Here is a 22,134-nt window from a genome sequence, read left to right as displayed (position 1 = left end):
GGTTGGTTCTCAAGCAGCCACGACAGGTTTTTCCTGCGCTGCCACATACAGTTCTTTCAAGGCGCGGCGGTATTCTGTCGGGAATACTTTCACGAACTTTTTGCGCTCAGTGCCCCAGTTTTCAAGAATTTCCTTGGCACGTTCGCTGCCGGTGTAACGGGCATGGCGTTCGACCAGGCTCTTCAAGATCACTTCATCGGGCTGACGGTCCGCACCACGTGCGGGGCTGTGCCAAATTTCGCGGTTGCCCAAAGCTTCCTGTTCGGTTGCAGGCACCACTTCTTCCAGCTCAACCTGCGCCATGTTGCAACGCTTGGCAAACAGGCCGTCGATGTCGTACACGTACGCCATACCGCCGCTCATGCCCGCTGCAAAGTTGCGGCCGGTTTCACCCAGCACAACCACAGTACCGCCAGTCATGTATTCGCAACCGTGGTCACCAGTGCCTTCAATCACAGCGGCCGCGCCTGAATTGCGAACTGCGAAACGTTCGCCAGCCACACCGCTCAGGAATGCTTCACCAGCGATTGCGCCGTACAACACCGTGTTGCCCACAATCATGTTTTCTTCAGACAAACCACGGAAGTCGTTGGTGGGGCGAACAATGATTCGACCGCCACTCAAGCCCTTGCCCACGTAGTCGTTGCCCTCACCCACCAGGTCCGCGGTTACACCGTGGGCCAGGAAGGCGCCGAAGGATTGACCCGCAGTGCCGGTGAACTGAATGTGGATGGTGTCGTCTGGCAAGCCTGCGTGACCGTACTTCTTGGCCACCTCGCCAGACAACATGGCACCCGCAGTGCGGTTCACGTTCTTGATCGGTGTGATGAAAGAAACACGCTCGCCTTTGTCCAGGGCTGGCTTGGCCAGTTGAATCAGTTTCTGATCCAGCGCCTTGTCCAGTCCGTGGTCCTGGCTGCCAGTGTGCAACAGCGGCTCTGTGGTGCCTTCCGGTACCCACAGCAAACGGCTGAAGTCCAGGCCCTTGGCTTTCCAGTGAGTAATGCCTTTTTTCATGTCCAGCAGGTTCGCGCGACCAATCAGGTCGTCAAACTTGCGAATGCCCAACTGCGCCATGATTTCGCGCACTTCATTGGCCACGAAGAAGAAGTAGTTCACCACGTGCTCTGGCTTGCCGGTGAACTTCTTGCGAAGTTCAGGGTTTTGTGTGGCAACGCCCACGGGGCAAGTGTTCAAGTGACACTTGCGCATCATGATGCAGCCTTCAACCACCAACGGTGCAGTTGCAAAACCGAATTCATCTGCACCCAGCATGGCACCAATCACCACGTCGCGGCCTGTTTTCATTTGACCATCGACCTGCACACGGATACGACCACGCAAACCGTTCAACACCAAAGTTTGCTGTGTTTCAGCCAAGCCCAGTTCCCAGTTGGTACCGGCATGCTTGATGGATGAAACTGGCGATGCACCAGTACCGCCGTCTTGACCGGCGATCACCAGGTGATCGGCCTTGGCCTTGGATACACCTGCTGCAATCGTGCCTACGCCGACTTCAGACACCAGCTTCACGGAAATGGAGGCCTGTGCGTTCACGTTTTTCAGGTCGTGAATAAGCTGGGCCAAATCTTCAATGGAGTAAATGTCGTGGTGCGGGGGTGGGGAAATCAGACCCACGCCAGGCACGGAGTAACGCAGCTTGCCGATGTACTCAGACACCTTGCCACCGGGCAACTGACCACCCTCACCAGGCTTGGCACCTTGCGCCATCTTGATCTGGATTTGATCAGCGGAAGTAAGATATTCAGCGGTTACACCAAAGCGGCCAGAAGCCACCTGCTTGATGCGTGAGCGCAGTGAATCGCCTTTCTTCAAGGGGAAGTCTGCAACCACCACATCGCCCAGTTCGCTCTTCAGGGTAGCGCCTTCGCCAATGGGACCGGTGCCTGGGCCAAACTTGTCCAAGCCGGCACGCAATTCAGTGCTGTAACGCTTTTCGTCTTCACCACCTTCACCGGTGTTGCTCTTGCCGCCAATGCGGTTCATTGCAACGGCCAATGTGGAGTGTGCCTCGGTTGAGATTGAACCCAGCGACATGGCACCGGTTGCAAAGCGCTTCACGATTTCTTCAGCGGCTTCCACTTCTTCAATTGGAATGGCTTTGGATGGGTCGATCTTGAACTCGAACAATCCACGCAAAGTCATGTGGCGCTTGCTTTGATCGTTGATGATCTGCGCGTATTCCTTGTAGGTGTTGTAAGTGCCTGAACGTGTGGCGTGCTGCAATTTTGCAATCGCATCCGGAGTCCACATGTGTTCTTCACCACGGGTGCGCCAAGCGTACTCGCCACCGGCATCCAATGCGCCAGCCAACACGGGGTCGGGGCTGAATGCAGCCTGGTGTACACGAATGGCTTCCTCGGCCACTTCGAACACACCAATGCCTTCCACCTTGGTGGGGGTGCCTGCAAAGTAGGCATCTACAAAGGCCTGGTTCAAACCAACGGCTTCGAAAATTTGCGCGCCGGTGTAGCTCATGTAAGTCGAAATGCCCATCTTGGACATGACTTTCATCAGGCCCTTGCCCACCGCCTTGATGTAGTTGTACACCGCTTTTTCCGGGCTCAGGTCACCTGGCAAGCCTTTGCTCATGTCGGCAATGGTTTCCATGGCCAAGTAAGGGTGCACCGCTTCCGCACCGTAACCAGCCAACAAGGCAAAGTGGTGGGTTTCACGGGCAGAACCAGTTTCAACCACCAAGCCAGTCGAAGTGCGCAAGCCCACTTTCACCAAATGCTGGTGAATGGCAGACACAGCCAACAATGCAGGAATAGCCACGTTGTCACGGCTCATCATGCGATCGGTGATGATCAGAATGTTCACACCCTGTTTCACGGCATCGCGGGCTTCGGCACACAGGGAAGCGATACGCGCTTCAATGCCTTCCTTGCCCCAAGCGACGGGATAGCAAATATTCAGTTCATGGCTGGTGAATTTGCCACCAGTGAAGGCTTCAATGTTGCGAATCTTCGCCATGTCTTTTGAAGTCAGCACGGGCTGTGACACTTCAAGGCGCATGGGCGGGTTAATGTTGTTCAAGTCCAGCAGGTTGGGCTTGGGGCCGATGAAGCTGTTCAAGCTCATCACCAGGTTTTCACGAATCGGGTCGATCGGTGGGTTGGTCACCTGTGCGAACAACTGCTTGAAGTAGTTGTACAGCGGTTTCAGCTTGTTGGACATCACGGCCAACGGGCTGTCGTTGCCCATGGAACCCGTGGCCTCTTCGCCATTTTGCAACATGGGGGCCATCAGGAATTTCAGGTCTTCCTGGGTGTAACCAAAGGCTTGCTGGCGATCCAGCAATGTTTCATTGGGCTCAATCGGCTCAGGCTGTCCTTCCACTTCATCCAGCTTTACGCGGATGGTGTCAATCCACTGCTTGTAAGGCTTGGCGGCGCTCAGCTGGTTTTTCAACTCATCGTCATTAATAATGCGGCCGGCTTCCATGTCGATCAGGAACATCTTGCCGGGCTGCAGGCGCCACTTCTTCACGATCTTGCTTTCTGGAATTGGCAATGTGCCAGATTCAGAAGCCATCACGACCAGATCGTCTTCGGTCACGATGTAACGCGCAGGGCGCAAGCCGTTGCGGTCAAGCGTAGCGCCAATCTGTTTGCCATCGGTGAAGGCCATGGCGGCGGGGCCGTCCCAGGGTTCCATCATGGCGGCGTGGTATTCATAGAAGGCACGACGGTTGTCGTCCATCAGGGTGTGCTGTTCCCAGGCTTCCGGCACCATCATCATCATGGCTTGGGCAATCGGGTAGCCGGCCATCACCAACAGTTCCAGACAGTTGTCGAAACAGGCGGTGTCAGACTGACCTTCGAAAATCAAGGGGTACAGCTTTTGCAGATCGTCGCCCAACACGGCGCTTTTCATGACGCCTTCGCGAGCGCGCATCCAGTTGAAGTTGCCTTTCACGGTGTTGATTTCACCGTTGTGGGCCAACATGCGATACGGGTGGGCCAGCGGCCACTCGGGGAAGGTGTTGGTGGAGAAGCGCTGGTGAACCAGTGCCAGTGCAGACACGCAACGTGTGTCTTTCAGGTCGAGGTAATACTCGCCAACCTGGTTGGCCAGCAACAAGCCCTTGTACACAATGGTACGGGCGCTCATGGAGGGGCTGAAGTATTCAGTGCCGTGCGCCAGGTTCAGGTTCTTGATGGCGTGCACGGCGCGCTTGCGGATCACGTACAGTTTGCGTTCCAGAGCATCAGTCACCATGATGTCGCGGCCACGGCCGACAAACACCTGGCGAATCACGGGCTCTTTCAAGCGCACGGTGGGGCTCATGGGCATGTCGGCATTCACCGGCACATCGCGCCAACCCAACAGCACCTGGCCTTCGGCTTTCACGGCACGCTCAATTTCCTGCTCGCAGGCAATGCGCGATGCGGTTTCTTTGGGCAAGAACAACATGCCGACACCGTATTCACCGGCGGGTGGCAAGGTAACGCCCTGCTTGGCCATTTCTTCACGGAAGAAAGCATCGGGAATTTGAATCAGGATACCAGCGCCGTCGCCCATCAATGGGTCGGCACCCACGGCACCGCGGTGGTCCAGGTTTTCCAGAATTTTCAGGCCACCCTCGATAATCTCGTGGGTGCGCTTGCCTTTGATGTGCGCCACAAAGCCAACGCCACAGGCGTCGTGTTCGTTGCTGGCGGAGTACATGCCTTTTTCTTCGGCAATCTTTCTAATGTCTTGTTGCATGGAAAAGCCCCTGATTTCAGTACGTTGGTCACTTTACTGCAGCGCGGCAAGATTCTCAAGGAAAATAAAAGGGGTCTGACCCTATTTAAATCACCCCACCAAAACAAGGGGATATTAAATAGGGACACACGAAATAAACCGATGTATTTTTTGCACCTAGTCGGTGCTTTGGTTCTTTATTGTTGGACGTCCGCGCGGCCTGGGGCGAACCGGTCGATTCGCAAGCTCTTGAATTTGCGTGCAAAAAGCATCATCACTCCAAAGCCACCCCTTGCGCAAGCATTCTGAAAGCGCTGCACTGTCGTGCTCGCCCAGGCCTTGTTCACTGAACTGCCTGTAGCGGCTTTGGCGCTCGAACGGTGTGTTGCCCAATTGCCAGTAAATGGGCAAATCCACCAACCAGGCCTCATTCACTACACCGGCGTGGGCAGCAAAACTACTCCATGGGTAGGTGGCCAGATCAGGCGCCCCTGTGGCGCGCGCAGCGAATTCTTCAACAAACAGGCAGGCTTTCAGGCTTCGCAAACCGGGCTGAACCACCGTGGACTTGAACCGAGGCTCCCACAGCGAACTGGAATGCACCATTTGAACCTGCCGAACAGCGGGTGAAAAATGCCGGTTAAGGTTTTGTACAAAACGCCCCACCTGCCCCGCCAGCAGAGTCGAAATCATCAGCAGTGCGCCATGGGGCACCAGGCAATAGGCATGAATTGCGACATCTTCTTCGGATGCGCTCTGGGGCAACTGGGCGTGAAACAGGGAAAAAGCTTCACGGGTTTTGAATACTTCTTGCCCAGCAATGCCCTGCAGTTCGAGCACCATTGGGCATTCAGGTATGAACAGGCGGGCTTGGCGAGCCATGGGGCGCTGGTATTACTGAACGCCGGGCACAGTCAGGCGCTGATGCTCTTTCATGGCATAGCGGTCAGTCATGCCGGCAATGTAGTCTGCAATGGCGCGGGGAATATCGGCCTCGGAACGCTGAAAAAACTGGGGGGGCAACAGCCGCGGATCTTCCATAAAAATATGGAACAGTTCTTGAACTACACGCCGGGCCTTCAGCGTGGCGCGCAGCACTTGATAGTGTTGATACAGCGCTTTGCGCAAAAACACCTTCAGGGCGTGGTTCAACTCAGCCATTTCCGGGCTGAAACCAATCAGCTTGTCGGCCAGTTGAACATCGGCCACACAGGTGGGTTTCATGGTTTGAATTCGACGCTCCGATTCATGCAACAGGTCTTGAACCAGCGCATTGATGATGCCCCGCACCGTTTCATGAATCAGCCTGCGCCCTTCAATATTGGGGTGCCGGGTTTTCACGCGGTCCAAATGCATCTTGAACAGTGGCACCTCGGCCGCTTGTTCCAGGGTGATCAGGCCCGAGCGCAAACCATCGTCAATGTCGTGGTTGTTGTAGGCAATTTCATCGGCCAGGTTGGTCACTTGCGCTTCCAGCACTGGGCGGCGATTGCTCAAAAACCGATCCGCCACCTCGCCCAGCTTCTCGGCGTTGGGCCTTGAGCAATGTTTCAAAACACTTTCACGGGTTTCAAAGCACAGGTTCAGGCCATTGAAACTGGCATATTTTTCTTCCAGCTCATCCACAACCCGCAAGCTTTGCAAGTTGTGCTCGAACCCACCGTGCGGGGCCATGCATTCATTGAGCGCATCTTGCCCGGCATGGCCAAACGGGGTGTGGCCCAAATCGTGAGCCAGTGCCACCGCCTCGGTTAATTCTTCGTTCAAACCCAGGTTGCGGGAAATGCTGCGTGCAATTTGCGCCACTTCCAGGCTGTGAGTAAGGCGTGTGCGATACAGGTCGCCTTCAGTATTTACAAACACCTGGGTTTTGTATTCCAGGCGGCGAAAAGCCGCGCTGTGAATAATGCGGTCACGGTCACGTTCAAACTCGGTCCGGCCTTCCGGGCTTTTTTCAGGATGCAGCCGGCCACGCGTGTTCGTGGAGCTGACTGCATAAGGGGCCAAACTGAGTTCGAAGTTGCGCACTGTTAGTCCCCTGCCCCCATTTCCTGCAATGTTTGCCGCACCAACGCTTCGTCGGCAGGCGAAGTGGATGCACCACCCAAGCCATTCAACAACACGTATTTAATCGAGCCAGAGTCCGCTTTTTTGTCGTGCGCCATCAATTCCATGAACTTTTCCACGCCCAAGCGTGGCGGAATGGCTGGCAGCCGGGCATCAATCACAATTTTCTTTAGACGTGCAGACTCTTCCACACTCAGGCGGCCCATACGGCGGCACAAATCGGCTGCAATCACCATGCCGCAACCCACTGCCTCACCGTGATACCACTGGCCATAGCCCATACCTGCTTCAATGGCATGCCCGAAGGTGTGGCCGAAATTCAAGATTGCACGTATGCCACCTTCACGCTCATCTTTTGACACCACATCGGCCTTGATTTCACAAGAACGTTTAACCACCAGCGCCAGCAATTCCGGATCGCGGTTCAGCAGGGCGGGCATATTGGACTCAACCAGGTCCAGATATTCGGTGTCAGCAATTGCGCCGTGCTTGATGATTTCAGCGAGGCCACAGCTCAATTCACGGTCAGGCAAGGTGCTCAGGGTGGAAATGTCAGTCAACACCATTTGCGGCTGATAAAACGCACCAATCATGTTTTTGCCCAAAGGGTGGTTAATCCCTGTTTTGCCACCCACTGAACTGTCCACCTGGCTGAGCAAGGTGGTGGGCACCTGAATAAAGGGAATACCGCGCATGAAGGCGGACGCCGCGAAACCGCCCATATCACCGATCACACCGCCACCCAGCGCCACCAGCACGGTTTTGCGGTCACAGTGGTTCTGCAGCAAGGCATCGAACACACGCTGCAGGGTCGGCCAGTCTTTGTATTCCTCGCCATCCGGCAGGCTCACCATATGCACCTGTTTTGCACCCGCTTCTTGCAGGCTGGCCTTCAGTTTGTCCGCGTACAACGGCCCCACTGTGGTGTTTGTGCAGATCATGACCGTTTTATCAGCCACGTGCGGCTTGAACAGTTCTGCCCGCGCCAGCAGACCAGCGCCAATATGTATCGGGTAACTGCGCTCGCCCAAATCAACTTCAAGGGTGTAGTGACTCATTCTGTTCCGGTGGCCTTCTGTTCGGTGTCGGGTGCTTTTTGACCCAATTTTAATGCCTGACTGATCTTCTGCACGATCTGATACACAGGCTGACGCCCGGTTTCCACCACCACATCTGCACATTCTTTGTACAAGGGCAGGCGTGCTGTCAGCAGTTCCTCGATTTTACGGCGGGGATTGGGGCCTTGAAGCAGAGGCCGGTTTTTGTCCAATCGAGTGCGCTGGTAAAGCTCAGCCGCCGAGGCGCATAAATACACCACAGCGCCAATTTGCTTGAGAATTTCACGATTTTCCGGAGCGAGAACAATGCCACCGCCTGTGGCGATGACCTGCCGTTCTTTGCCAACAAAACTGGCCAGCGCTGTCGATTCACGTCGACGAAAACCGGCCTCGCCTTCAATTTCGAAGATAACAGGAATGCTGACACCCGTTTGATGCTCGATCAGGTGATCGGTGTCAGTGAATTCCCAGGACAGATGCTTGGCCAAGGCCTTGCCGACTGTGCTTTTGCCGGCACCCATCATGCCCACCAGCACAATGCATTGATTAGACACTTCGTTAGATCTTTGTGAACAATCAAATCATTGTACGGTAAAGCTTGTGTTATTGGCTTGTGAGCACAACCGGCGTCAAAAAGATTAACAATTCAGCCCGACGCCTGGATTCATTTTTGCCACGAAACAAGACACCCAACCCCGGGATATCCCCCAGAAACGGGGTTTTATCATTCAGCACATTGTCATCCTCCTCAAAGATTCCCCCCAGAACCACGGTGCCGCCGTCGCTGACCAATACTTTGGTTTTCACTCGGCGGGTGTCGATGGCGGGTCCGTTGGAAGTCTCGATTCCGATGGAGTCTTTCGCAACATCAACATCCAGCAGCACCGTACCGTCGGGTGCAATTTGCGGTGTCACAGCCAACTTCAAATTGGCCTCCTTAAACTCAGTGGCTGTTGCGCCACTGCTGGTGGCAATTTGATATGGGATTTCGGTTCCCTGCTCAATCAAGGCTGGTTCTTTGTTCGAGGTAATCACTCTGGGATTGGAAACCGTGCGTACTTTATTTTCAAGCTCAAGAGCCCGTAGCTGCAGATTGATCAAGCGTGTTGAATTGGCATTGAACAGTGTGTAGCCGAGGTTGGTTGCATTCTCAACGCCCGTGTTTACGAAATTACCACTGCCAAATTGATCCCCCACCTCATCAAAACCTGGGTCTGCCCGAGCGGACAAGGCCCTCAACCTGATTCCCAAATCTCTGGACACGGAGGTGTCGGCGAGCACCACGCGCGCCTCAATCATCACCTGCTTCACGGGCTTGTCCAGACCGTTGACAATCATGCTGATTCGCTCAAGCCGGGTCGGCGTGTCTTGCACAAAAATCTGACTGGTGCGCTCGTCTGAAATCAGGGTACCTCGAGCCGACAACAGTTTGGAGTCCTCTGACTTGATCAACGCCACCAAGTCTGCTGTTTTTTGATAACTGACCTGAAACACCTTGGACACCAAGGGCTCCATTTCGTCCTGGGCGCGCCGGTTGGCAGTCTGAAACTGATCATTGGTGACATCGGTGGGTGTAGAGACCAACAACACATTGCCCGCCTGGCTCGACACCAAACCTTTGGAGCGCATCACAATGTCCAGCGCCTGATCCCAGGGCACGTCTTTCAGAAATACAGTCACCTTGCCCTGAACCGAATCGCTCAATACAAGATTCATTTTTGTAAAGTCTGCAAACACCTGCATCACTGTGCGTATGTCCGCATCCTTGAAGTCCAGCGTAATCGGTCGGCCGGTGTATCTGGCCACCACACTCTGCGCTGAAGTGACAGCCTTCAGTTCAATGGCCTTCGTTGGCGCAGCCTTGTTTTGCGCCGGGCTTAGCTCAACTTCCACCACGGGTCCACGTTGTCGCACCAAGTGAGTGGCTCCATTCAATTGCATCTGCACGGTCAATGCCAAGTCTCCTGGCTTTAGCTCGAGTTGAGCAATAGGTGAATCACCCGGAATTTGAAGCTGTAGCGCAACCCCTGGCGCAAGGCGCACATTTGCAAACCTGACTTTTAACTGATTGTTCAAGAGCACTGCATCGGCAACAATGTTGGGCCTGTCAAATTCCATCCGAAGCAACCATTTACCTGCAATGCGATCCAGCTTCCAGGCTTGCATGACTGGACCCTCTGCAATCACCACGGGCTTTCCCATCGCCTGCGCAACTGTGTCTTTCAATGCGCTGTGCTCAGGCAGTACCGCTGCCTGTCCGCCATCGGGCATGAAGGGTTTTGGGCCCGAGAATCTCAGCTCGATAGCGCGTTCTTTCTGGTCAAGAAGCACCTCGTAATTCTGCGCCAGCTCAAATACCAATCGGGTTTTTCCGCCTGCTGAAATCAGTTGGGTTTTTTTGATTCTGCCTCGCGGCGACCAATCGATAGGAAGCGAGCTATTGTCCAGTTCCACCGGAAAATCAAGCACCTGTCTCGCCGGATTTGCGATTCGAAACAGACCCAGTTTGCCCTCCAAAGCCTGATCAAAAAGCAGCGTAACGCGGGTTTCATCGGCCCGCTCATCCAGCTTGGTGTCCACCACAGACAAAGCATGAACATGACAGTGCAGCTGCAAACCCACCAGCATTGCGAACGCTTTGAGGCACATGTGCACACACGCGGGATTAAGTAGTTGATTGTTCATTGAGCATCCTCGGGTGTGTTCACTGGCATCAAGTTCAGTTCCAGGCGCTTTTCTCCCGCTCTGGAATCAATTCGCGACAAAACAACTTGCCCTGGTCCAAACGAGGTCACCTTGTACAGGCCCAGCACGTAGCTGCCTACCCCCACAACGTGATCGACTTGTCCGTCGCTCAAAATAGCGACCCGTTGACCCGCCGATTCAATCAGCCCCGTCAGGCGCAAAGAATCTGCCGACAAGTCAACTGCTGCACGCCGATCGGCCTCATCGCCCCATTGGGCGGTTGACCACTGAAACAAACGACCAGTAATTGGTGGTAAATCCGCCGCACGAACACTCAGTGTGGGCGCGCGTTGTAACGCACGTGAATCTACCGGCTCGGAAACAATCCCGGCTGGTTTCTGACCTGCGTTCAAACGTTGATCCAACTCAGCCATGGCTGCTGCGTGGTTGTCATTGGGGTCGCCCAACTGCGGAAAAAAGGGAACCAACAATATCGCGAACAGAAAGTCCATCATGGATTTTTGACCTCTTCTGTTTGCGTTGCATTCAAGGGCAGTTGTGCAAAGGCGTTTAGTTCTCCAGTCATCTGCCAGCCACCGTCGTCCGGCAAGTACGCCATGTCAAACTCCTTCAAGCTCACCTGGCGGCTAAGCGCGGCAATATAATTCGGCAAACGTGCTATTGCATCGCCATCGCCACGCACACTGATGGTCACAGGCACCACGCGCATCACTTCGCGGTTCAGTGGCTCTTTGGGTGTGAACTCGGCAAGCTTTAGCTCGTAGTCGAGAATCAGGTCATTAATTCGCCCCAGCAGCGAGGCCAGCTCGCGCTCGGAAGGCAGTGCCATTTTCAACAAAGGCAATTGAACCTCCAACTCAGCCAAATCAGCCTCAATGGCAGGCCGGTCCAGCAGCAACCGAGATTGCGTGTCAAGTCGCGCCAAAGATTCCTGAATATTGGTTTCGAGTTGTGTGCTGATGGTCAAACTGTCTCTCCAGAACAGGAGAAAGCCCAGTATCAAAAACACCAACCAAAGCCCCGCAATCAACAACAGCCTTTTTGAAAAAGGAAGCAAGGGCAACTCTTCGGCCAAGTCCCGAAAATTCATTTCATCCAGGCGCATGTTCAGCACCTCTCAAAATGGCTCTAATCTCGAATAGATGACGGTTATCCACCACACCCTTAACCGTTTTCTTCGGCTCTGTCACCGACACCAGGTCGACCGACTCGAACAAACCGTTGCCGGCCTCCATTTGGTCCACCCACTGCGCCAGACTGGACACCGCATCGGTAAACCCGTTGACAATCAACACATCTTTGCTCACAAACAAGCGAGTCATCGACACATTCGAAGGCACTGTTCCGTCCAAGTATGAAACCCAACGACTTGCAAGAATCGATTCCTTCTCCACCGCCTCCAAAGCGCTAACCTGGCGATTCAGCACCGCAACTTTGTCCTTCATGGCCTGAACCTCGGTCACCCGGGTGGCCATTTCCGATTCCATCGCGCTCAAATTACCGAGAAATGCCTCCTGCCTCGCCACGCGTGCACTAAATTCGCTCCCAATCGCATAGCAGGCACCCAAACCCAGCAACGCACCCACGGTCAACTCGGCGATCAAACGTCGCTTTCTGCGCGCCTCTCGCAGCGCCCGGTAGGGGTAAAGATTGAATAAAATTACTCGCATGGCATGGCCTCCAGGGCGCCAAATGGCACCACATCGTCATGCCAGCGGCCCTGCAATTCTTTTCGAGGGGAAATATCAATCAAACGTGGTGACAGGGTCTGACTGCGCTTGGCAGTCGACTCACATCCTTTGGCATACATCAGCTCACCCCCCAAAATAAGGCGTACCGAGGCAACCTCCTCAGGGGCACCGTCCCTTGTCCATGTCGATACAAGCCGTTCTAGCGCTGAAACTGCCTGCACCACCGAGAAACCCTCTTCGCTGTGTTCCCAACTTTCATTGAAAAGCACGCCCTGAGAGAACACCGCCAATCGAACATGATGTCGGGACAACTCACCATGCAACAGAAAACGGACATCTACCGATTTCAAAGCAGCAGGGGCCATTTGCAAATAGCCATTCATGGCAGCAACGGTGTCCAGCGTAATGCCTAGACATGTCAGGCCACAGGACTGACAAGCGCGCATGATTTCATCAACCTGTTTTTGATCAATCCCGGCGACAGCCAGGCTGACACTGCCATCCGACAGTTCTGCCTTCACTTGCCAATCGAAAGCAGCCTCACGCTCCGATTCCCCTGCGGCCGCTTCCATCAATTCCTGAATCTGGAAACGAATCAAGTTTTCTCGCTCATCTTTGGCGACGCCAATCTCACCCAAATAAGCATGTTTGGATGGCACAGAAACCACCACGAACTGCGGTTTGGGCAAGGTCGCAGGAAGCGCCTGAATTGCAGCACGGATCGCTTGCACCAGCGATGCCGAACTCAACAGGGCATCATCCTGAGGGACAAGCTCGGAGGTACCGCCACCCGACGCACGAACCGACTTGAATGACAGGCAACCTTGACGCTCAATTTCGCCGTAAACCCACCGCCACCTACCCCCACTGAAAGAGATAGACAAAGCATGGGCCGCGCCTGCGTGTAAGCTGAACAACCAATTTCGAACTGATTTCATGGATAAACCCAGAGCAAGGTAGAGCTTCAGGGTAGAGAATTCGGTGTGGCCAGCTAACCCTCATTGGAGGGGGACAACCACTAGGGGGAGAGCACGAATTCACCACTAGAGTCAACGATCGGAAATTCCCGTGCGTTGGCAGATACAATGTAGCCACTAACACCAACACTGTTCCGACCTGTGAATTCAAACAAAATCCGCCTCAAGCACCACTCCGACGGCTTTATTGCGACCGCGCTCACCGTACTGATCGGCTTGGGTGTTTCTGGCGTATTGCTCGTGGGCGTGGCCCTGGCACTTATTTTTCCAAAGCTGCCCGACCTCGATACCTTGACCGATTACCGACCCAAGGTACCGCTGCGCGTGTTGACCACAGACGGCGTGCTGATCGGTGAGTTTGGTGAAGAACGCCGCCGCCCCGTCGACATCACCGAAGTGCCCTTGGTCATGCAACAAGCTATTTTGGCAGCAGAGGATGATCGATTCTATGAGCACGGCGGCATCGATTTCATGGGCGTTGCACGCGCCTTGGTGACCAACGTCACCTCGGGCGGGCGCACCCAAGGCGCAAGCACCATTACCATGCAGGTCGCCCGCAATTTCTTCCTCACCCGCGACAAAACATGGACCCGTAAACTGTACGAAGTGCTGCTGGCCTACAAAATTGAAGACAGCCTGAGCAAGGACGAAATTCTGGAGCTGTACATCAACCAGATTTACCTGGGCCAACGCGCCTACGGGTTCCAATCGGCCTCACAAGTGTATTTCGGTAAACCGCTGCGCGACATCAACGCTGCTGAAGCAGCCATGTTGGCGGGTTTACCCAAAGCGCCCTCCGCATACAACCCGATCGTGAACCCAAGTCGAGCCCGCGTGCGTCAGGAGTACGTGCTGCGCCGCATGAACGACCTTGAGTATCTTGACGATGCGCAATTTGAAGAGGCCCTGAGCACCGAGCTGGTGTACCGCAATCGCAAAGCCAATGGCGACGATATTGAAGCCACCACTGGCCTGACCATCAATGCAGACTATGCGGCCGAAATGGCGCGCCAGGCAGTGGTTGAAATGTATGGCGAGGAGGCTTACACATCGGGCATCACTGTCACCACGACCCTGATTGCCAAGGAACAACGCGCTGCCCAGCGCGCCTTGCGCAACAGTGTGATGGACTACGAACTGCGTCAATTCTTCCGCGGCCCCGAGGGCTACATTGAACTGCCGAATGACCCCAAGGAAGCCGAGGAAGTCATCGGTGACAACATCAGCGACTACACCGACTACGGATTTCTGCAAAGCGCGGTTGTGTTGTCAGCCAGCCCTGCTGAAGTGGTGGTGTCGCAAGGTGCAGGTGAGCCTCTGAAACTCACCGGCGCAAGCCTGAAGCCTGCTGAAAGCTGGTTGAATGAGCGCGCCCCGGCCAACAAACGACTGAAGCGCGGTGCTGTCGTGCGTATTTTGAAACGAAAAGACCAGCCCCCCATGCTGACGCAATTGCCTGAAGTAGAGGCTGCGTTCATCGCCATCAACACCAAAGACGGTGCAATCCGCGCGCTTTCCGGCGGCTTTGAGTTTTCTCGCAACAAATTCAACCACGTCACGCAAGCCACACGCCAACCGGGATCGGCTTTCAAGCCGTTTGTCTATTCCGCAGCACTTGAAAAAGGAATAACGCCGACCACGCTGGTGGCAGACGAACCTATTTTCGTGCCCGCTGACACTCCAGGTGGCAAAGACTGGAGCCCGAAAAACTACGATGGCAAGTACGATGGCCCCATGCTGCTCAAAGAAGGCTTGGCCAAGTCGAAAAACATGGTGTCCATCCGGGTGCTGCAAGAAATTACCCCGCAGTACGGCCAGCGCTGGGCCACGCAGTTTGGCTTTCCAGCCGCCAATGTGCCCCCTTACCTCACGATGGCCTTGGGTGCTGTTACAACAAACCCCCTGCAAATGGCCAGTGCGTTTGCAGTATTTGCGAATTCCGGTTATCGCGTAAAGCCCTATTTGATTGAAAAAATCACGGATGGCAGCGGCCGTATTGTGGCTCGCGCACGTCCTGCAGTTGCAGGCGAAGAAGCCAACCGTGTGATCGATGCCCGCAATGCATTTCTGACCACCCGCCTTCTGCGCGAAGTGGTTGAGCGCGGCACAGCCACCCGGGCCAAAGTGCTCAACCGGGGAGACATTGTTGGCAAAACAGGCACCACCAACGACAGCCACGACGCATGGTTCGCCGGTTACAACAGCGATATCTCAGCGGTTGCGTGGGTAGGATACGACCAACCCCGCAACTTGGGTGCTCGCGAAACCGGTGGCGGCCTGGCCCTGCCGATCTGGATTGATTACATGAAAGTTGCGCTGGCAGACTCGCCTGAAAAACCGCAGGTGGTTCCTCCAGGCATTGAGTACATCGACGGAAATTATTACTACTCTGAATACACACCGGGCAACGGTGTGGCCCGGATTGACGTCAACGGTGGCGGCGACGACATTCCCAGCCTATTTAACTTCCTGAGAGGCCTGGGTGGCATGCTTGAGGGCAGCGGTGAGGCACCAATCGGTGGCAACCCCACCTCAGGAGGCGATGGTACCAGCCACGCGGCACCCGCCCGTCCGCGCGAACAGCCTCGAGATGACATAGAACGGCTGTTCGGCAACAACTAGAAAACTTAAAAACTGGGGCAGTCTCGCCCCAGCTGGCCGCGCAACAGCTCAACAAAATGGGTTTTAAAGGGGGTTTTACTGCGGGTTTCCAACCATTCGCCATTGGCATACTGATAGTGAAAACCGCCCGATTTCGCAGCCAGCCACAGCTCGTGATTGGCCACCTGGCTGTTTAAAATCATCTTGCCTTTGTCTTCAAAATCAAGGGTTAATACATTGCCCGAGCGCATTGAATCTGCATCAAGGTCCAGCGTATCGACCAAGGATTCAATATACTCTTCTACTTGAACCAAAGTGGCGTCCACCACTGCCTGGAATTCTGTATCTGTCATGAAAAAATCACCTCTAAGAACATTGGCCATTGTCACCCTGTTTGCACTGGGCCTGAATGCCTGCGGTCAACGTGGACCACTTTATTTGCCCGAGCCACCCGCCCCTCTGCCCAAGCCCGCTGGCTACGACAAACCTGAACAACAGCAAAACCGCTAAACCTACAATTTCGAGCAAATTTTACCGTGCAAAACAACTCAGTGAATCCCAGTGACCTAAACCCCCACTTACAGTTCGACAAAGCCAGTGGTGAACTCCAGTTCGAGAACACCGAGCTTTCCGGTTTGGCGCAGGAATTCGGAACACCCTTGTATGTGTATTCCGCCTCTTCCATCAAAGCAGCTTATCGTGCTTATGCCAGCGCCTGTCAGGGCTTGGCCCATGTCACCATTTGCTATGCCGTCAAAGCCAACTCCAATATTCATATTCTGAAATTGCTGGCTCAAGAGGGTGCAGGATTCGACATTGTGTCTGCCGGTGAACTGGCACGTGTCATCGCAGCCGGTGGTGCTCCTGAAAAGGCAGTGTTCGCAGGCGTGGGCAAATCCATGCAGGAAATTGAATACGCACTGGGTCAAGGCGTGGGCTGCTTCAACGTGGAATCTGAAGCCGAAATGGAGCGCGTGGCCCTGGTTGCCGAGAAATTGCAACGGAAAGCCAATGTGTCGCTGCGTGTGAATCCCGATGTCGATGCAAAAACCCATCCCTACATTTCCACGGGTCTGAAGGAAAACAAATTTGGCGTATCGATGAATGCGGCCAAACGGGTGTACCAATTTGCCAATGCGCACCCTTGGCTAAACGTCCATGGTATCGACTGCCACATTGGCTCTCAACTCACGGATGCGAGCCCCTATTTTGATGCACTGGACCGCGTACTCGCCTTGCTTGACCAATTGTCTGCTGAAGGCATTGAAATCAATCATCTCGACCTCGGTGGCGGTATCGGCATTCGTTATCTGGATGAAACGCCACCCACACCTGCTGAAGTACTGCCCAAATTAATCGCCAAAGTCCAAAGCTGGGCTCAGGCCAAGGGTCGAAGCATGCCCACCTTGTCATTCGAACCTGGTCGCTCAATTGTGGGCAATGCGGGTGTTTTGCTGACTCAGGTTGAATTTCTGAAAGAAAACGAAGGTAAGCACTTTGCGATCGTGGATGCAGCCATGAACGATTTGATGCGGCCGGCCATGTACAAAGCCTTCCATGGCGTAGTGGCTGTTCAGAACAACCCGCATGCCGCCGCACAGGAATACGATGTGGTGGGACCGGTGTGTGAATCGGGTGATTGGCTTGCAAAAAATCGCACACTCGCCATTGAACAGGGCGACTACCTTGCCATTTTGTCAGCGGGTGCTTACGGCCAAACCATGGCCTCCAACTACAACAGCCGTGGCCGTGCTGCCGAAGTACTTTTGGAAAACAGCAAAGTCACTTTGATTCGTCGGCGCGAAACCATTGAAGACCAGCTTCGCCCCGAACTGGATGTTTAATTTCTACCCGGTATAAAAAAAGCCCCGATTCGTTGTGAACCGGGGCTTTTTCACAGGTACGAGATCTGTTTAGAGCTCGCCGTAGGAATGCAGACCGGACAGGAACATATTCACGCCCAAGAAAGCAAAACCGGTGACCAGCAAACCCACCAAAGCCCAATACGAAGCGACCACGCCACGCAGGCCTTTCACCAAACGCATGTGTAGCCAGGCAGCGTAGTTTAGCCACACCACCAGCGCCCAGGTTTCTTTCGGATCCCATTGCCAGTATGCGCCCCAAGCCTCTGCGGCCCACAATGCACCCAAAATGGTTGCAACCGTGAAAAAAGCGAAGCCCACAGCAATCGATTTGTACATCACATCATCGAGCACTTCCAGTGCGGGCAAGGCGTCTGCAATGCGCTTGCGCGCCAGCAAAATCGCGCCCACCACAGCACAACCGATGCCCAAGTACAACGCCCAGTAAATCGAAATGCCTTCTGTGCGAAACACCATGGGTTCCAGGAACATCAACACACCCAAAATACCCGTAGGGATCAATGCCTTGATGCTGGGTGCATGGGCATACACTTTCAGCAGGTAGGCAAAAGCCACCATTGCGGCAATCGAAAAAGTACCATAACCAATGAAGTTGGCAGGTACGTGAATTTTCATCCACCAGCTTTGCAGCGCAGGCACCAAGGGCTGAATGGCATAGGCTTGGCGCTCTACACCGTACCAGGCCAAAAAGCCCACTGCAGCCACCACCACCAACATGACGAAGGCACCCAGTTGACGCGTTTTGTACACCTGTTCATAAAACAGGTAATACATCGCAGTGATCAGGGCGAACAACACGAACACTTCATACAAGTTGGAAACTGGGATATGACCCACATCCGGACCAATCAGGTAGCTTTCATACCAGCGAATAAACATGCCGGCAAAGCCCATTACCACCGCGCCCCAAGTCAGCGCCGTGCCCACGAAACTTGCGGTGGGTGAACGTCCAACCAAGCCAATCCAGTAAGCCACCGTGGCCACCACAAACATCACGCCCATCCACAATATGGCGGACTGACTTGATAGCAGGTACTTCAGGAAAAACTTCTGCTCTGCGGCGGCCAAATCACCGTTGTAACTCGAAATGGCCAGCAAGCTCAAACCTGCCACAGTCAAAATCAGCCATTTCAGTGATCCCCAGCGATAAGCCATGTAGGCCGTCACTGGCACACAACTCCACAAAATAGTGATCTCGTAAACATCCATGAAGCTGTGGTATTGCTGCGAGGCATAACCCGCCGCGGCCACCAACAATGCGGCAAACGCAAAATCACTCCAATGAAATGATTTGGAAAACCAGCCCGCTTTCTTGGTAGGCAAGCCAGGCTTCTCGCCCGCGGGGGTTTGATTAATCCACGTCGAACTCATACTGCATCTCCTGCCGAGGCTGCTTTGGGCGCAGCCCTGCTGTTCAATTCATTCACAAACTGCTCGTACTCTTTTTCAAAATCCATGGTCTTTCGAGTGGTAGACATACCCATCATCACTTTGGAACCATGCTCATCCTGTGTAACCCAGAAAAATGCCCGGCGCTCACGGATGTAGAACATCGAAAATACCCCGACGCACAAAAACAAACAACCCAAGTACACAATCCATTGTCCCGGCGCCTTGGCCAACTGGAACACACTGGCCTTCACCTCATCGAACTGGTCCAGCTGAAACATCACAGGTGCGCCATACAGTGACAGGTCCGACAAAGCAATTTGAGCGTCCTGCACGAACCGGCCATGCACTTCATCAGGTACCGCCGGAGGCAAGTTGGCCGTGGTGCGTGAAAGTTGATAAACCTCCCACATGGCGCCTTGTAACAGACGGATAATCACGTCGCTTGCTTTTTCGCGCTCACCCTCTGGCACTGTGCTTTCTATAAACTGCGCAATGGCAGGCAAGCCCGACAGTGAATTGTTCAGACCAGCAAAACGCTCCAAGGCCCGCTGCGCACTGTCAGCCACGCTGGCGACCAACTGGGTAGAATCAGGCCTGTCACCAAAAGCCTGCTGCGCAAAACGCTGGGCTGCTGTTCTACGAATCTCATCATTTTGCAGGGCTGCGCGGAAACGCATGAAACCCTCCAGTTGACCATTGTCGTCCACTGGAATTCGCAGATACTTAAAGCCGTCTGCCGGGGTTTCACGCACACCCGCCAAATAATAGCGTCCGCCATCCAGGTTAATGGGCAACATGTAATTGTGAAACTCACGGGCTTGCCCCGCCTGGTCCCGCAACTTGTAGGTAATGCTGGGGCCAATGTTCGTGAATTTGGTCTTTGCGTCCTCTTTTACACCAGGGCCCAACACGCTGGCCAGGTTGGTCTCGAAAGGTGATAAGGCATCGGCATTGCCCAAGGCCAAATCATCCACACTCACCTGATCGGCATTGTCTACAGGCAAAGCTTCCACGTTGATCGATTTGAACGCGGTAAACTCCACCTTCAAATCCTTGCTCAAGTCACCCTGCAACTGGCTTAGGTCTCTAGCACCACCCACGATGCCATCCAGGTCAAAGCGATAATCACGTTCACCGGTCAGCGGAATGCCCTTCAGCTGAACCTTGGTACCCCCATCGTCGAAGCTGGATTGGTAAACAGTCACACCCTTGTAAATCAGCGGTTTGTTCACCTCAATCGTGGCTTCAAATCGCTCCTGTGTTTCCGGGTCAAACACGACAACATCACTGGCAAACAACTTGGGCATGCCAGTGCTGTAAAAATCAATTCGAAACTCTTTCAGGGTCAGCTCAAAAGGCAGGTCCTGCACCAGCAGACCATCGTCAGTATTCAACACCGCCACCCGGCTGGTTTCACCCTCCGGCAAAAGCAAATTGGCCCTGTAGCTGGGGTTTGCAGTGCCCAACCGCGCTTTTTCAGGAATGCCTGCAGTAATCTCTGCACCTGTCACCGGCGTTTTGCCTGTCGCCCATACCGCAACTTGCAGGGGTACTGCGCTATCAAGCAAACCACCAATACAAATCACAATAATCGACAAATGCGCAGCAATGTAGCCAAAGCGGTTCGCGCTGCCTGCTTTGGCAGCCACCATGGTGCCATTGTCGCGCACCGATTGCTTCACCTTGAAACCCTTGTGCTCCAGCCACTCCGTGATGATTCCCGGTAAAGCATCCGACTTTTCACTGAAACGACCTTCCCACCGGTGAGCGAATGCCCTCAAACTATTCTCGCGAATATTCTCGCGGTACACCCTCATTTCCTTGATCATCTTCGGTGTATTGCGATACACACACAAGGAAGTAGACACTACCAAAAAAGCCATTACGGCGATAAACCAGGGCGCGTTGTATATTCGGAACAGTCCCATAGGCTCGAAAAACGAAGCCCAGAAAGGTCCAAACTGGTTCACGTAATTCACCCAAGGATCGGCCTGACCCACCACCGTACCAATCGCAGAGGCAATACAAATCAGGGTCAGCAAGCTAATGGCAAAGCGCATGGAGCCCAACAGCTCCATCAAACTGACCCAAAACGATTGTTTGCCCATTCTTGGTGGGTTCAAATTGTTTGCAATGTCCCCTGAACTACTCACACGCTTCCCCGCTATTAACTCTGTGTACTCTTCTGGCTCTGCCCATGTCGAAAAAAAAGGGGCTATTCTCTAGCCCCTTTTTGACCGGCGATTGCGTCAAATGTTCAACGCAAACCTGCAATGTAATCAGACACTGCTTTCATTTCCTTGTCCGACATCTTGTTTGCAATCACAGTCATCTGTTCACTGTTGTTACGCACACCGTCACGGAAAGCGACCAATTGGCTTTCTGTGTACTCTGCATGCTGCCCACCCAAACGTGGATACTGGGCTGGAATACCGGCACCATTCGGGCTGTGACAACCGGCACAGGCTGGAATCTTTTTGTCAGCGATACCGCCACGATAAATCTTCTCGCCCAAGGCCAGGGTGTCTTTGTTCTTGGCAGAACCCAAGGTCTGCTTCTGTGCGGCCAGGTAAGCAGACACGTTCTTCATGTCTTCGTCCGACAAAGCAGCCGCAAAACCAGCCATGATCGCATTGTCACGCAGCGGCTTCTCGCCATCTTTACCTGGCTTGAAATTCACCAACTGCTTGTACAGATACTCCGCATGCTGACCGGCGATCTTGGGGTAAATAGAGGCCGAGGAATTACCGTCGGCACCATGGCAGGCTACACACTGCTGCATGATTTCCTTGCCCTTGGCCAGGTCTGGCTTGAACACTTCAACGGGGCCAGCAGCCTGGGCCACAGACATTGAAAACATCAAAGCGGCAAACAGAGAACTCAGTTTAAGCGTTGTCAGCTTGTTCAGCATGGTCAAACCCATCAAAAAGTGCATCAAAAAATAGTGCGGCGATCCCAAAAACCCCTGCCATGTCTGGCCCGGCAAAAGCACAGGCTCAATAAACAAAGGCGCGCATCTACAGCAAAGTTTTCACAAACCCTAGAT

At 54.0% G+C, this 22,134-nt stretch carries 16 protein-coding genes and 1 pseudogene; 3 read left to right on the top strand and 14 right to left on the bottom strand.

Annotation, left to right across the window (positions count from 1 at the left end; all coding sequences use genetic code 11):
* Positions 1–9: 9 nt before the first annotated feature.
* From LMED105_RS06465 to LMED105_RS06420, 10 genes are all read right to left on the bottom strand, one after another.
* Positions 10–4,734, bottom strand: coding sequence for a glutamate synthase-related protein (locus tag LMED105_RS06465; RefSeq protein ID WP_008249495.1), 4,725 nt, complete (start codon positions 4,732–4,734; stop codon positions 10–12).
* A gap of 156 nt (positions 4,735–4,890) precedes the next feature.
* The gene (locus LMED105_RS16220; RefSeq protein WP_008249494.1) at positions 4,891–5,595 is read right to left on the bottom strand and encodes a hypothetical protein; all 705 of its coding nucleotides are present in this window, start codon (positions 5,593–5,595) and stop codon (positions 4,891–4,893) included.
* 12 nt (positions 5,596–5,607) lie between these two features.
* Complete coding sequence (locus tag LMED105_RS06455) at positions 5,608–6,771, bottom strand: deoxyguanosinetriphosphate triphosphohydrolase (RefSeq protein WP_369745931.1); 1,164 nt, start codon at positions 6,769–6,771, stop codon at positions 5,608–5,610.
* Positions 6,744–7,838 carry a 3-dehydroquinate synthase gene (aroB, locus tag LMED105_RS06450; RefSeq protein ID WP_008249473.1) on the bottom strand — a complete coding sequence of 365 codons (1,095 nt, stop codon included), beginning with the start codon at positions 7,836–7,838 and terminating at the stop codon, positions 6,744–6,746. The genes LMED105_RS06455 and aroB overlap by 28 nt, the downstream gene beginning before the upstream one ends.
* Positions 7,835–8,392: a shikimate kinase gene (locus LMED105_RS06445; RefSeq protein WP_232222721.1), complete on the bottom strand. Its 558-nt coding sequence runs from the start codon at positions 8,390–8,392 to the stop codon at positions 7,835–7,837. Before LMED105_RS06445 ends, aroB begins: the two co-directional genes overlap by 4 nt.
* Before the next feature lie 49 nt (positions 8,393–8,441).
* The gene (locus tag LMED105_RS16215) at positions 8,442–10,523 is read right to left on the bottom strand and encodes a type IV pilus secretin PilQ (protein ID WP_083797120.1); all 2,082 of its coding nucleotides are present in this window, start codon (positions 10,521–10,523) and stop codon (positions 8,442–8,444) included.
* On the bottom strand, positions 10,520–11,038 hold the full coding sequence (locus LMED105_RS06435; protein ID WP_008249469.1) for a hypothetical protein: 519 nt from the start codon (positions 11,036–11,038) through the stop codon (positions 10,520–10,522). The genes LMED105_RS16215 and LMED105_RS06435 overlap by 4 nt, the downstream gene beginning before the upstream one ends.
* On the bottom strand, positions 11,035–11,649 hold the full coding sequence (locus LMED105_RS06430; protein WP_008249467.1) for a type 4a pilus biogenesis protein PilO: 615 nt from the start codon (positions 11,647–11,649) through the stop codon (positions 11,035–11,037). The genes LMED105_RS06435 and LMED105_RS06430 overlap by 4 nt, the downstream gene beginning before the upstream one ends.
* Positions 11,636–12,214, bottom strand: coding sequence for a PilN domain-containing protein (locus tag LMED105_RS06425; RefSeq protein WP_008249465.1), 579 nt, complete (start codon positions 12,212–12,214; stop codon positions 11,636–11,638). Before LMED105_RS06425 ends, LMED105_RS06430 begins: the two co-directional genes overlap by 14 nt.
* On the bottom strand, positions 12,205–13,173 hold the full coding sequence (locus LMED105_RS06420) for a hypothetical protein (protein WP_008249464.1): 969 nt from the start codon (positions 13,171–13,173) through the stop codon (positions 12,205–12,207). The genes LMED105_RS06425 and LMED105_RS06420 overlap by 10 nt, the downstream gene beginning before the upstream one ends.
* A gap of 180 nt (positions 13,174–13,353) precedes the next feature.
* Between LMED105_RS06420 and LMED105_RS06415 the strand changes: the two genes are divergently transcribed.
* Entirely contained in the window at positions 13,354–15,834 is a 2,481-nt protein-coding gene (locus tag LMED105_RS06415; RefSeq protein WP_008249461.1) for a penicillin-binding protein 1A, read from the top strand.
* Positions 15,835–15,839: 5 nt separating this feature from the next.
* Here the strand turns inward: LMED105_RS06415 and cyaY are convergent, their stop codons facing one another.
* Positions 15,840–16,166 carry an iron donor protein CyaY gene (gene cyaY / locus LMED105_RS06410; protein WP_008249459.1) on the bottom strand — a complete coding sequence of 109 codons (327 nt, stop codon included), beginning with the start codon at positions 16,164–16,166 and terminating at the stop codon, positions 15,840–15,842.
* Between cyaY and LMED105_RS16640 the strand changes: the two are divergent.
* Both LMED105_RS16640 and lysA read left to right on the top strand, forming a co-directional pair.
* Positions 16,165–16,272, top strand: a pseudogene (locus LMED105_RS16640) (lipoprotein); the annotation flags it as partial. The gene cyaY and the pseudogene LMED105_RS16640 overlap by 2 nt on opposite strands.
* Positions 16,273–16,349: 77 nt before the next feature.
* Complete coding sequence (lysA, locus tag LMED105_RS06405; RefSeq protein WP_008249456.1) at positions 16,350–17,657, top strand: diaminopimelate decarboxylase; 1,308 nt, start codon at positions 16,350–16,352, stop codon at positions 17,655–17,657.
* 69 nt (positions 17,658–17,726) lie between these two features.
* On the opposite strand, the gene ccsB is transcribed toward lysA, so the two are convergent.
* The 3 genes from ccsB to LMED105_RS06390 form a co-directional block, all read right to left on the bottom strand.
* Positions 17,727–19,067: a c-type cytochrome biogenesis protein CcsB gene (gene ccsB, locus LMED105_RS06400; RefSeq protein WP_008249454.1), complete on the bottom strand. Its 1,341-nt coding sequence runs from the start codon at positions 19,065–19,067 to the stop codon at positions 17,727–17,729.
* Positions 19,064–21,241: a cytochrome c biogenesis protein ResB gene (locus tag LMED105_RS06395; RefSeq protein WP_232222720.1), complete on the bottom strand. Its 2,178-nt coding sequence runs from the start codon at positions 21,239–21,241 to the stop codon at positions 19,064–19,066. Before LMED105_RS06395 ends, ccsB begins: the two co-directional genes overlap by 4 nt.
* A 104-nt stretch (positions 21,242–21,345) precedes the next feature.
* Positions 21,346–22,011, bottom strand: a complete 666-nt coding sequence (locus LMED105_RS06390; RefSeq protein ID WP_232222719.1) for a cytochrome c — start codon at positions 22,009–22,011, stop codon at positions 21,346–21,348.
* Positions 22,012–22,134: the final 123 nt, after the last annotated feature.

It is taken from the genome of Limnobacter sp. MED105 (assembly GCF_000170915.1).
Taxonomy (GTDB): domain Bacteria; phylum Pseudomonadota; class Gammaproteobacteria; order Burkholderiales; family Burkholderiaceae_B; genus Limnobacter.
Note: the sequence above shows the minus strand (reverse complement) of the source record. Positions and strands in the feature narration are given on the sequence as shown.

What these genes read in the sequence shown, in the direction of transcription:
- LMED105_RS06465 (WP_008249495.1), bottom strand. Translation starts at nt 4,734, where the DNA reads ATGCAACAAGACATTAGAAAGATTGCCGAAGAAAAAGGCATGTACTCC.
- LMED105_RS16220 (WP_008249494.1), bottom strand. Translation starts at nt 5,595, where the DNA reads ATGGCTCGCCAAGCCCGCCTGTTCATACCTGAATGCCCAATGGTGCTC.
- aroB (WP_008249473.1), bottom strand. Translation starts at nt 7,838, where the DNA reads ATGAGTCACTACACCCTTGAAGTTGATTTGGGCGAGCGCAGTTACCCG.
- LMED105_RS16215 (WP_083797120.1), bottom strand. Translation starts at nt 10,523, where the DNA reads ATGAACAATCAACTACTTAATCCCGCGTGTGTGCACATGTGCCTCAAA.
- LMED105_RS06435 (WP_008249469.1), bottom strand. Translation starts at nt 11,038, where the DNA reads ATGATGGACTTTCTGTTCGCGATATTGTTGGTTCCCTTTTTTCCGCAG.
- LMED105_RS06430 (WP_008249467.1), bottom strand. Translation starts at nt 11,649, where the DNA reads ATGCGCCTGGATGAAATGAATTTTCGGGACTTGGCCGAAGAGTTGCCC.
- LMED105_RS06425 (WP_008249465.1), bottom strand. Translation starts at nt 12,214, where the DNA reads ATGCGAGTAATTTTATTCAATCTTTACCCCTACCGGGCGCTGCGAGAG.
- LMED105_RS06420 (WP_008249464.1), bottom strand. Translation starts at nt 13,173, where the DNA reads ATGAAATCAGTTCGAAATTGGTTGTTCAGCTTACACGCAGGCGCGGCC.
- cyaY (WP_008249459.1), bottom strand. Translation starts at nt 16,166, where the DNA reads ATGACAGATACAGAATTCCAGGCAGTGGTGGACGCCACTTTGGTTCAA.
- ccsB (WP_008249454.1), bottom strand. Translation starts at nt 19,067, where the DNA reads ATGAGTTCGACGTGGATTAATCAAACCCCCGCGGGCGAGAAGCCTGGC.
- LMED105_RS06390 (WP_232222719.1), bottom strand. Translation starts at nt 22,011, where the DNA reads ATGGGTTTGACCATGCTGAACAAGCTGACAACGCTTAAACTGAGTTCT.